Here is a 10396-nt window from a genome sequence, read left to right as displayed (position 1 = left end):
GAGCGCCATTTGGCGCTCTTTCTTTATCTGTCTGCGGGCGCCAAACATGATGTCTGGGTCACTGTGCCACTGCTTTCCAGCAACTTGAATCATTAAGGGCGTAGGCTCATTCATGACAGTGGCTCGCAACAAATACCCGCCGGCCTTTGTTGTGGCCTAACTTCGGGGTAAACTATTCTTAACTATAAAAACGTTTATCAGGACGAGTTATGCATTGCCCTTTCTGCGCTGCCGTTGATACCAAAGTTATTGATTCTCGCCTGGTGGGGGATGGATCGCAGGTGCGCCGTCGTCGCCAATGTCTGGTTTGTAACGAACGTTTTACCACTTTCGAAGTTGCCGAGCTGGTGATGCCGCGGGTGGTTAAAAGCGATGAGGTCCGTGAACCCTTCAACGAAGATAAACTGCGCCGTGGCATGCTGAAAGCGTTGGAAAAACGCCCGGTTAGCGCTGATGACGTAGAAAGCGCTATCAGCCATATCAAATCCCAGTTGCGTGCTACCGGTGAACGTGAAGTTCCCACCAAAATGGTCGGCAATCTGGTGATGGATGAACTGAAGAAGCTGGATAAAGTGGCTTACATCCGTTTTGCCTCGGTGTACCGCAGTTTTGAAGATATCCGTGAATTCGGCGAAGAGATCGCCAAACTGCAGGATTAACAGGATCCGCATGCACAACGATGAATTTTACATGGCACGCGCCTTTGAACTGGCGCGGTTAGGGCGTTTCACCACCGCACCTAACCCCAACGTGGGCTGCGTGATCGTGCGCGATGGCAACATTGTGGGAGAAGGTTACCATTTACGCGCTGGCGAACCCCACGCAGAAGTTCATGCCTTGCGTATGGCGGGTGAACAGGCGCGCGGTGCCACGGCTTATGTGACGCTTGAGCCTTGCAGCCATCATGGCCGCACGCCGCCATGCGCCGATGCTCTGGTTGCTGCGGGCGTCAGCCGTGTGGTGGCCGCAATGCAGGATCCTAATCCGCAGGTGGCCGGACGTGGGCTGTATAAATTGCAGCAGTCCGGTATCGAAGTTCATCATGGCTTGATGCTGGCAGAGGCCGAAGCGGTCAATCTGGGCTTTTTGAAGCGTATGCGTACCGGATTCCCCTATGTTCAGTTGAAGTTAGGGGCGTCACTGGATGGTCGCACGGCTATGGCGTCAGGAGAAAGCCAGTGGATTACTTCTCCGCAGGCTAGGCAGGACGTGCAGCGTTTGCGGGCTGAAAGTTCAGCCATCCTCAGCACCAGCGCCACCGTGCTGGCGGATGATCCTGCATTGACGGTACGTTGGGATGAGCTGGATAGCGCAACCCGGCAGATTTACCCGCAGGAAAACCTGCGGCAGCCTGTGCGGATTATCCTCGACAGCCAAAACCGGGTCACACCACAACATCGGTTGATACAACAGCCGGGATCAACCTGGCTGGCTCGCCTGCAACCGGACGATCAGCGTTGGCCGCAGGGTGTCGAACAACTGTCGTTCCCTGCACTGGGTGGCGGTATCGATCTGGTGGTGATGATGATGCAACTGGCCAAGCGCCAGGTGAATTCCATCTGGGTTGAAGCCGGTGCCAAACTGGCGGGTGCTCTGCTGCAAGCCGGGCTAGTCGATGAACTTATTGTGTACGTCGCGCCAAAATTGCTGGGCGATGGTGGCCGTGGCCTGTGTCAGTTGCCGGGCCTGGAACAACTGGCCGATGCGCCGGAATTCGTCTTCAGCGAAGTACGCCAGATCGGCCCCGATCTGCGTCTGCGCTTGAAAGCCAAGTTTAGTCTGTAGCCTCCGCCTGCCGTGCAGCCAAGGTTTTACAAAACCGCCGCGCAGGCAGGTAAAGAATATGATAGAATCCGCCCCCCTGCGGGGTATTGAACCCATTTTTAAGGAAAGCCCATGAAAGTTATCGAAGGTGTTGTTGCTACTCCTAATGCCCGTGTGGCGATCGCAATTGCACGTTTTAACAATTTCATCAACGACAGCCTGCTGCAAGGTGCCATTGATGCGCTGAAGCGCATTGGCCAGGTTGCTGATGACAACATCACCGTTGTCTGGGTTCCAGGCGCTTACGAACTGCCGTTGACTGCACGCGTGCTGGCGAATACCGGCAAATACGATGCGGTGATTGCACTGGGCACCGTGATCCGTGGGGGCACCGCGCACTTCGAGTATGTGGCGGGTGAAGCCAGCTCTGGCCTGGGTAATGTCTCGCTGAATAGCGAGATCCCGGTTGCCTTTGGCGTTCTGACCACCGAGAGCATCGAACAAGCGATCGAGCGTGCCGGTACCAAAGCGGGCAACAAAGGTGCAGAAGCTGCCCTGACCGCACTTGAAATGATCAATGTAATTAAAGCCATTAAAGCCTGAATTTAGTCTAAGGGGAATTCCGTGAAACCTGCTGCTCGTCGCCGCGCTCGTGAGTGCGCTGTTCAAGCGCTTTACTCTTGGCAGTTGTCTAAAAATGACATTGCCGATGTTGAACACCAGTTCCTGACGGAGCAGGATGTCAAAGATGTTGACATCGCCTATTTTCGTGCGTTGCTGTCCGGTGTGGCAGTGAATGCAGGTATGTTGGACGATCTGATGACGCCATACCTGTCACGCCAGCTCGATGAATTGGGCCAGGTGGAAAAAGCCGTCCTGCGCATTGCGCTGTTCGAACTGAAAATGCGTGAAGACGTCCCTTACAAAGTGGCTATCAACGAAGCGATCGAACTGGCGAAAACCTTCGGCGCTGAAGACAGCCATAAGTTTGTGAATGGGGTGCTGGATAAAGCGGCACCCAGCATCCGCAAGAAAAAATAAATTTAAGGCCGGTTTTCCGGCCTTAGTTTCTTTGGAATATTGACCATGGCATGCGGCGAATTTGACCTCATTGCTCGCTATTTTGACCGGTTTAAGAGTCTGCGCCGGGACGTACAGTTGGGCATTGGAGATGACTGCGCACTCCTGACAGTGGCAGAGAAACAGCTTTTAGCCATCAGTACCGACACCTTGGTTTCGGGTGTTCACTTCTTGGCGGATATCGATCCGGCCGATCTCGGTTACAAAGCATTGGCCGTTAACCTGAGCGACCTGGCAGCCATGGGCGCCGATCCAGCGTGGCTATCGCTGGCGCTGACGTTGCCCGAGGTTAACGAAGCCTGGCTCAAAGCCTTTAGCGATAGCCTGTTCGAACAGTTGAATTACTACGGTATGCAACTGATCGGTGGCGACACCACCCGTGGCCCGCTGAGCATGACCTTGACCATCAACGGGCTTATTCCCGCAGGGCGCGCGTTGACGCGTGCTGGTGCGCGTATTGGCGACTGGATTTACGTGACCGGTATGCTGGGTGATAGTGCCGCCGGGCTGGCGATCCTACAGGATCGTTTGTCGGTCGATAATCAGGCAGCCCGTGAATATCTGGTGAAACGCCATCTGCGCCCGCAGCCACGTGTGTTGCAGGGCCAGGCGTTACGCGATCTGGCCAGTTCGGCGATCGATATCTCTGACGGCCTGATTTCAGATTTGCAGCACGTGCTGAAAGCCAGCGAATGCGGTGCGCGCATCGAATTGGACGAACTGCCCATATCACAGGCGTTAACCGGCAACACCGATGCCGAGCAGGCGTTGCGTTGGGCGCTGACCGGCGGTGAAGACTATGAGCTATGCTTTACTGTGCCGGAAATCAATCGCGGGGCGTTGGAAGTGGCGTTAAGCCACTTGGGCGCAGATTATACCTGCATTGGCCAGATTGGCCCGAGTTCCGAAGGCATGAAGTTCTATCGTGACAACAGAGAGATTACGCTGCCATGGAAAGGTTTTGATCACTTCAATCTAGAGCCAAGCCTATGAAGGATGAAGCAAAACGTCGGTTGCGCATGAGCAACCCGTGGCACCTGCTGGCGACCGGTTTCGGCAGCGGGCTTTCGCCGATCATGCCGGGAACCATGGGGTCGCTGGCGGCGATCCCATTCTGGCTATTGCTGATCCAACTGCCGTGGCAACTCTATTCGCTGCTGGTGATGTTCAGTATCTGTATTGGCGTCTATTTGTGCCACCGCACCGCGAAAGATATGCGGGTACACGATCACGGCAGTATCGTTTGGGATGAGTTCGTCGGGATGTGGATCACTCTGATGGCGTTGCCGGTCAACAGTTGGCAATGGGTCGCTGGCGGGTTTGTGGTGTTCCGCATTCTGGATATCTGGAAACCCTGGCCGATCCGCTGGTTCGATCGTAACGTGCACGGCGGTACCGGGATCATGGTCGACGATATTGTTGCCGGGGTACTCTCCGCCGGGATTATCTATCTGATTGGCCATTATTGGCCGATTTGACGTTGATTCAGCGGGGCCAGAAGGCTTTTTTTGGCTCCGCTGATTTGAACCCTCTGCTATTCAAAACCTACAACTTGATGCGGTATATAGGCCGTTTCTAACTCGCTAATCTCTTCGGGGCTGAGCTTTAGCTCAATGGCGGCCACGGCGTCTTGCAGATGTTCACTGCGTGATGCGCCAATAATCGGCGCGGTAACGACCGGTTTACTGAGCAACCATGCCAGCGCCACTTGCGCACGAGGAACGCCGCGTTTTTCCGCAATATTGGCTACGCGCGCGGCGATCAGCGCGTCGATCTCTTCCGTTTTGTCATACAGCGTTTTGCCATAGAGATCGGAAACCAGCCGTGCGCTGCTTTCACCCCATGGGCGCGTCAACCTGCCGCGTGCCAGCGGGCTCCAGGGCAGTACCGCAACCCCTTCGGCAGCGCACAGCGGGTGCATCTCACGTTCTTCTTCGCGTTGCAGCAGGTTGTACTGATCTTGCATGGTAGCAAAGCGCGTCCAGCCGTGCAGATCGGCGGTGTACAGCGCTTTGGCAAACTGCCAGGCGAACATTGAGGAGGCGCCGATATAACGCGCTTTACCGGCTTTCACCACGTCATGCAGCGCTTCCAGCGTCTCTTCAATCGGGGTTTCATAATCCCAGCGGTGGATTTGCAGCAGATCAACGTAGTCGGTTCCCAGGCGTTGCAGGCTGTCGACGATGGATTGCATGATCTTAGGGCGCGACAGGCCACGTTCCAGATTGCTCATGGCGTTATAGACTTTGGTGGCGATCACCACCTCTTCACGGCGCGTATAGTCACGCAGCGCACGGCCAAGAATTTCTTCACTGCTGCCATCGGAATAGTTGTTGGAGGTATCGAAAAAGTTGATACCGGCATCCAGCGCCTGCTTGATCAACGGGCGGCTATTTTCTTCCGGCAGCGTCCAAGCGTGATTACCGCGCGTAGGCTCGCCGTAGGTCATACAGCCCAAGCAGATGCGAGAAATATTCAGATCGGTGTTACCCAGTTGCAGATATTGCATGCCTATCTCCTGTTTAGCATTCAGACGATAACGGTACGGAAAGGCTATGCGGGCGCATGCTGCGCCCGTTTACAGGATGAAGAGAGTGGTGGGGGGAACTATGCCAGCCAGTTTTCGATCTGACGTTGAATGCCAGCGGCGTCCAGCCCCAGATCGCTGCGGATCTCTTCCTGGCTGCCTTGGGGGATAAAATAATCCGGCAGGCCGATATTTAGTACCGGCACCACCCGGCGTTTGGCCATCAGCAACTCGTTAACGCCGCTGCCTGCGCCACCCATAATGGCATTCTCTTCCAATGTGACCAGCACTTCATGGCTGGCAGCCATTTCCAGCACCAACTGTTCATCCAGCGGTTTAACAAAACGCATATCTACCAGCGTGGCATTCATTGCCTCGGCGGCGGCGGTGGCTTCCGGCAGCAAAGTACCGAAGTTGAGGATTGCCACTTTCTCACCTTCACGGCGCACGATGCCTTTGCCGAGCGGCAATGCGGCCAGCGGTTCCAGCGTGGCACCTGTACCGCTCCCGCGCGGATAGCGCACCGCGCTTGGGCCATCGTTATAGTGGTAACCGGTATACAGCATCTGGCGGCATTCGTTTTCGTCGCTTGGCGTCATGATCACCATATTCGGGATGCAGCGCAGGAAGGAGAGATCGAACGCCCCTTGGTGAGTTTGCCCGTCGGCCCCGACAATGCCGCCGCGATCGATAGCGAACATCACCGGCAGATTCTGGATGGCTACGTCATGGATCAGCTGATCGTAAGCCCGTTGCAGGAAGGTGGAGTAGATCGCCACCACCGGCTTGTAGCCGCCAATCGCCAGGCCAGCCGCGAAGGTCACCGCGTGTTGCTCGGCGATCGCGACATCGAAATACTGCTGCGGATAATCGCGGGAGAACTGCACCATGCCGGAACCTTCACGCATGGCGGGGGTGATAGCCATCAATTTTCTGTCTTTGGCGGCGGTTTCACTCAGCCATTCACCAAAGATCTTCGAGTAGGTTGGCAAGCCGCCAGCACTTTTCGGCAGAGTACCGCTGGCGGGATCAAACTTGGGCACGGCGTGGAAACTGATAGGGTCTTTTTCGGCTGGAGCATAACCACGGCCTTTTTTGGTCATGATATGCAGCAGTTGCGGACCTTTCAGATCGCGCATGTTTTTCAGCGTGGCGGCCAAGCCTTGTACATCATGGCCATCCACCGGGCCGATGTAGTTAAAGCCCAGCTCTTCAAACAGCGTTCCGGGAACCACCATGCCTTTCAGATGTTCTTCCGTGCGTTTCAGCAGCTCTTTGATCGGCGGCAGGCCGGAAAGCACCTTCTTGCCGCCTTCGCGCAGCGTGGAATAGAGCTTGCCGGACAGCAACTGCGCCAGATGATTGTTCAGAGCACCGACGTTTTCCGAGATCGACATTTCGTTGTCATTCAGCACCACCAGCATATCTGGGGTGATGTCACCGGCATGGTTCATGGCTTCGAACGCCATTCCGGCGGTGATGGCACCGTCGCCAATCACGCAGACGGTACGGCGGCCTTTACCTTCACGCGCTGCCGCTACCGCAATGCCAAGACCGGCGCTGATCGAGGTAGAAGAATGACCAACAGAAAGCACGTCATATTCGCTTTCGGCGCGCCATGGGAAGGGATGCAGCCCGTTTTTCTGGCGGATAGTGGCGATGCGATCGCGGCGGCCGGTCAGGATCTTGTGCGGATAAGCCTGATGCCCAACGTCCCAGACCAACTGATCAAACGGCGTGTTATAGACGTAATGCAGTGCCACCGTCAGTTCAACGGCTCCCAGCCCGGACGCAAAATGGCCGCTGGAGCGGCTGACGCTGTCCAGCAGATATTGCCGCAGTTCATCACACAGCTTCGGCAGGCTTTCTTTTGGCAATGAGCGAAGCTCATCCGGGTTTTCCGCTAGCGCCAATGTCGGGTATTTGGCTATATCAAGGGTCATTCGATACTCATATCAGAGGATTAACGTCATACGTTAATTGTCGCGTTCAATGATGAAGCTGGCTAACGCACGTAATGGCGCCGTATTGTAAGATTGTGCTGCCAAAGACTCTAACGCAGCCAAGGCTTCCTGATAGAGATCCCACGCCTTTGCCCGTGCGCTGTCAAGCCCAAGTAAGGCCGGGTAGGTACTCTTTCCATGTTGCTGGTCCGCTCCCTGGCGTTTGCCGATTTTTTCGGTTTCGCCCACCACGTCCAAAATGTCATCCTGCACCTGAAACGCCAGGCCGATCGCGGCGGCGTAACGATCGAGCTGCGGTAGCGCCACCCGGCCCGGTTCACCGGCAGCCAGGGCTCCCAAGCGAACTGCTGCACGAATTAACGCACCAGTTTTGTGGCGGTGGATCTGCTCTAACGCAGCCAGATCGACGTGCTGACCTTCCGCTTCCAGATCCAGCGATTGGCCGCCACACATTCCGGCAACGCCGCTGGCGGCTGCCAGTTCAGAGATCATCGCCAGCCGATCGCGTATCGCCACATCGGGCATGTCGGCATCGGCCAGAATTGAGAATGCCAGCGTCTGCAAGGCATCGCCAGCCAGAATGGCGTTTGCTTCACCGAATTTGATGTGGCAGGTGGGTTGACCACGGCGCAGATCGTCGTCGTCCATTGCCGGTAAATCGTCATGGATCAGCGAATAGGCGTGAATGCACTCTACCGCAGCGGCGGGAGCATCGAGATTATTCAGTGACAGGCCAAACATCTGCCCGGTCGCGTAAACCAGGAACGGGCGCAGACGTTTGCCGCCCAGCAGCGCGCCGTGGCGCATGGCTTCAACCATCTTGCCGTTATTGAACGGCAGCGGCGCAATGTAGTCCAGCAACGCGCGATCGCTGCGTTGGCGGAAAGCCTGTAACTGGTGGTGAAAATCAGACATCGTAATTACTCAGCGTCCGGGGTAAAAGGTGCCAGAGCAGCATCGTCGTTGCTGTCGTTGAGCAGGATCTGTACGCGTTGTTCTGCCTGCTGCAATTTTTGTTGGCCCTGACGTGCCAGTTGCACACCACGTTCGAACTCGTTTAACGCGTCTTCCAGCGGCAGTTCGCCCGATTCCAGGCGTGTCACGATGTGCTCAAGTTCGCTAAGGGAGTTTTCAAAGCTGATGCTTTGCTCTTTACTGTCTGATTGTGCAGGTTTTTTCGGCATAATTTTCTTTTTACATCATCATGTGAACAGTGGTGCCAGAGCCTATCCTAGCGGATCTTGATTAGCAAATCATGGCGTGAATGTATGGTTTTGCGCGCGGCGCGTGAGCAGATAGTGATATACTTCGCGCCCAGATATACTCGTCATACTTCAAGTTGCTTGTGCGTTGGCTGCGCTCGTTCACCCCAGTCACATAGTTACCTATGCTCCTGGGGACTCATTCACTTGCCGCCTTCATGCAACTCGAATTATTTAGAGTATAAGAATGATAAAAGTTCGTCAGGTTCGAAGTTTTATCATTCTTATCGCCATTGTATACCTAATAGCTTTTAAGTTGCAGCCAACTGCCGCCGCTCGAAAGATTCAGGATATAAATCTTTTACCCCGTAATTCTTATCAGACAATAAAAACCGCCATGAAGTTTATCATTAAATTGTTCCCAGAAATCACCATCAAGAGTCAATCTGTGCGCTTGCGCTTCATTAAGATTCTGACAACCAATATCCGCAACGTGCTGAAGCAGTATGATGAAACGCTGGCGGTGGTCCGTCACTGGGATTTTATCGAAGTTCGAGCCAAAAACGAAAATCAACGCCCGGTGATCGCTGAGGCATTAACCCGCATTCCTGGCATTCATCATATCCTTGAAGTAGAAGATCGCGTTTATACCGATGTGCACAATATCTTCGAACAGACGCTGGAAACCTACCGTGAACAGTTGGAAGGTAAAAGCTTCTGCGTGCGGGTTAAGCGCCGTGGCAAGCATGAGTTCAGTTCGCAGGATGTGGAACGCTACGTGGGCGGCGGCCTGAATCAGCACATCGAAAGCGCGCGCGTTAAGCTTTCGCATCCGCAGGTTACGGTGAATCTGGAGATCGAAGACGACAAGCTGATGCTGGTTAAATCCCGCCGCGAAGGCATTGGCGGCTATCCGATCGGTACCCAGGAAGATGTACTCTCACTGATTTCTGGCGGCTTTGACTCCGGTGTTTCCAGCTACATGCTGATGCGCCGTGGCTGTCGCGTGCACTACTGTTTCTTTAACCTGGGTGGCGCAGCGCATGAAATCGGCGTCAAGCAGGTGGCGTATTACCTGTGGAATCGTTTTGGCAGCTCGCACAAGGTGCGTTTTGTGGCGATCGATTTTGAGCCAGTGGTGGGTGAGATCCTGGAAAAAGTGGATGACGGCCAGATGGGCGTGGTGCTCAAGCGTATGATGGTGCGCGCCGCTTCCCAGGTGGCTGAGCGTTATGGCGTGCAGGCGTTGGTGACCGGCGAAGCGCTGGGCCAGGTATCCAGCCAGACGCTCACTAACCTGCGCATGATCGACAATGCTTCCGATACGCTGATCCTGCGCCCGCTGATCTCGCACGATAAAGAGCACATCATCAAGGTGGCGCGGGAAATTGGCACTGAGGACTTCGCCAAAACCATGCCGGAATACTGCGGTGTGATTTCGAAGAACCCGACGGTCAAAGCGGTGAAAACCAAAATTGAAGAAGAAGAGGGTAACTTTGACTTCGAGATTCTGCAGCGGGTGGTGCGTGAAGCGCGCAATGTGGATATCCGCACCATCGCAGAAGAGGCGCGGGAACAGGTTACCGAAGTGGAAACCGTCGCTGAATTTGCGGCTGACGAGGTGATTCTGGATATTCGTTCCATCGACGAACAGGAAGAGAAACCGTTGCAACTGGCGCAGGTTGAGGTCAAATCGCTGCCGTTCTACAAGCTGAGCAGCCAGTTTGGCGATCTCGACCAGAGCAAGACCTATCTGCTGTATTGCGATCGCGGTGTAATGAGCCGTTTGCAGGCGCTGTATCTGCTGGAACAAGGCTACGCCAACGTTAAGGTATATCGCCCGTAAGGTTGGATCGGCA

Annotated in this window: 11 protein-coding genes; 7 read left to right on the top strand and 4 right to left on the bottom strand. The window is 55.0% G+C overall.

Features of this window, described 5'->3' with window-relative positions; all coding sequences use genetic code 11:
- Window positions 1-209: 209 nt before the first annotated feature.
- The 6 genes from nrdR to pgpA all read left to right on the top strand — a co-directional run bounded on the left by nrdR (window position 210) and on the right by pgpA (window position 4322).
- A complete protein-coding gene (gene nrdR, locus AC2A1E_RS11500; RefSeq protein WP_037394689.1) occupies window positions 210-659 on the top strand; it encodes a transcriptional regulator NrdR in 450 nt (149 codons plus the stop codon).
- A 10-nt stretch (window positions 660-669) separates the two neighbouring features.
- Window positions 670-1785 (top strand): bifunctional diaminohydroxyphosphoribosylaminopyrimidine deaminase/5-amino-6-(5-phosphoribosylamino)uracil reductase RibD, encoded by a 1116-nt coding sequence (ribD, locus tag AC2A1E_RS11495; protein ID WP_484383852.1) that lies wholly within the window; start codon window positions 670-672, stop codon window positions 1783-1785.
- A gap of 111 nt (window positions 1786-1896) precedes the next feature.
- Window positions 1897-2367, top strand: a complete 471-nt coding sequence (ribH, locus tag AC2A1E_RS11490; protein WP_459399655.1) for a 6,7-dimethyl-8-ribityllumazine synthase — start codon at window positions 1897-1899, stop codon at window positions 2365-2367.
- 21 nt (window positions 2368-2388) lie between these two features.
- Entirely contained in the window at window positions 2389-2805 is a 417-nt protein-coding gene (gene nusB / locus AC2A1E_RS11485; protein WP_484383851.1) for a transcription antitermination factor NusB, read from the top strand.
- A gap of 45 nt (window positions 2806-2850) precedes the next feature.
- Entirely contained in the window at window positions 2851-3837 is a 987-nt protein-coding gene (thiL, locus tag AC2A1E_RS11480) for a thiamine-phosphate kinase (RefSeq protein ID WP_484383850.1), read from the top strand.
- Entirely contained in the window at window positions 3834-4322 is a 489-nt protein-coding gene (pgpA, locus tag AC2A1E_RS11475) for a phosphatidylglycerophosphatase A (protein WP_459399652.1), read from the top strand. The genes thiL and pgpA overlap by 4 nt, the downstream gene beginning before the upstream one ends.
- A 56-nt stretch (window positions 4323-4378) precedes the next feature.
- On the opposite strand, the gene AC2A1E_RS11470 is transcribed toward pgpA, so the two are convergent.
- The 4 genes from AC2A1E_RS11470 to xseB form a co-directional block, all read right to left on the bottom strand.
- Complete coding sequence (locus AC2A1E_RS11470; protein ID WP_484383849.1) at window positions 4379-5353, bottom strand: aldo/keto reductase; 975 nt, start codon at window positions 5351-5353, stop codon at window positions 4379-4381.
- A gap of 98 nt (window positions 5354-5451) precedes the next feature.
- Window positions 5452-7314 (bottom strand): 1-deoxy-D-xylulose-5-phosphate synthase, encoded by a 1863-nt coding sequence (gene dxs / locus AC2A1E_RS11465; RefSeq protein WP_484383848.1) that lies wholly within the window; start codon window positions 7312-7314, stop codon window positions 5452-5454.
- Window positions 7315-7347: 33 nt separating this feature from the next.
- A complete protein-coding gene (ispA, locus tag AC2A1E_RS11460; RefSeq protein WP_484383847.1) occupies window positions 7348-8250 on the bottom strand; it encodes a (2E,6E)-farnesyl diphosphate synthase in 903 nt (300 codons plus the stop codon).
- A 5-nt stretch (window positions 8251-8255) separates the two neighbouring features.
- The gene (xseB, locus tag AC2A1E_RS11455) at window positions 8256-8519 is read right to left on the bottom strand and encodes an exodeoxyribonuclease VII small subunit (protein ID WP_459399648.1); all 264 of its coding nucleotides are present in this window, start codon (window positions 8517-8519) and stop codon (window positions 8256-8258) included.
- A 415-nt stretch (window positions 8520-8934) separates the two neighbouring features.
- On the opposite strand from xseB, the gene thiI reads away from it, so the two are divergent.
- A complete protein-coding gene (thiI, locus tag AC2A1E_RS11450; RefSeq protein ID WP_484383846.1) occupies window positions 8935-10383 on the top strand; it encodes a tRNA uracil 4-sulfurtransferase ThiI in 1449 nt (482 codons plus the stop codon).
- Window positions 10384-10396: the final 13 nt, after the last annotated feature.

This window comes from Serratia sp. HNCC26DJ206, from assembly GCF_057180605.1.
The sequence above is the reverse complement of the archived record's forward strand: the minus strand, read 5'-3'. Positions and strand labels throughout refer to the sequence as shown.

Coding starts and splice junctions, on each gene's coding strand:
- nrdR (WP_037394689.1), top strand. CDS start 210: ATGCATTGCCCTTTCTGCGCTGCCGTTGATACCAAAGTTATTGATTCT.
- ribD (WP_484383852.1), top strand. CDS start 670: ATGCACAACGATGAATTTTACATGGCACGCGCCTTTGAACTGGCGCGG.
- ribH (WP_459399655.1), top strand. CDS start 1,897: ATGAAAGTTATCGAAGGTGTTGTTGCTACTCCTAATGCCCGTGTGGCG.
- thiL (WP_484383850.1), top strand. CDS start 2,851: ATGGCATGCGGCGAATTTGACCTCATTGCTCGCTATTTTGACCGGTTT.
- pgpA (WP_459399652.1), top strand. CDS start 3,834: ATGAAGGATGAAGCAAAACGTCGGTTGCGCATGAGCAACCCGTGGCAC.
- AC2A1E_RS11470 (WP_484383849.1), bottom strand. CDS start 5,353: ATGCAATATCTGCAACTGGGTAACACCGATCTGAATATTTCTCGCATC.
- dxs (WP_484383848.1), bottom strand. CDS start 7,314: ATGACCCTTGATATAGCCAAATACCCGACATTGGCGCTAGCGGAAAAC.
- ispA (WP_484383847.1), bottom strand. CDS start 8,250: ATGTCTGATTTTCACCACCAGTTACAGGCTTTCCGCCAACGCAGCGAT.
- xseB (WP_459399648.1), bottom strand. CDS start 8,519: ATGCCGAAAAAACCTGCACAATCAGACAGTAAAGAGCAAAGCATCAGC.
- thiI (WP_484383846.1), top strand. CDS start 8,935: ATGAAGTTTATCATTAAATTGTTCCCAGAAATCACCATCAAGAGTCAA.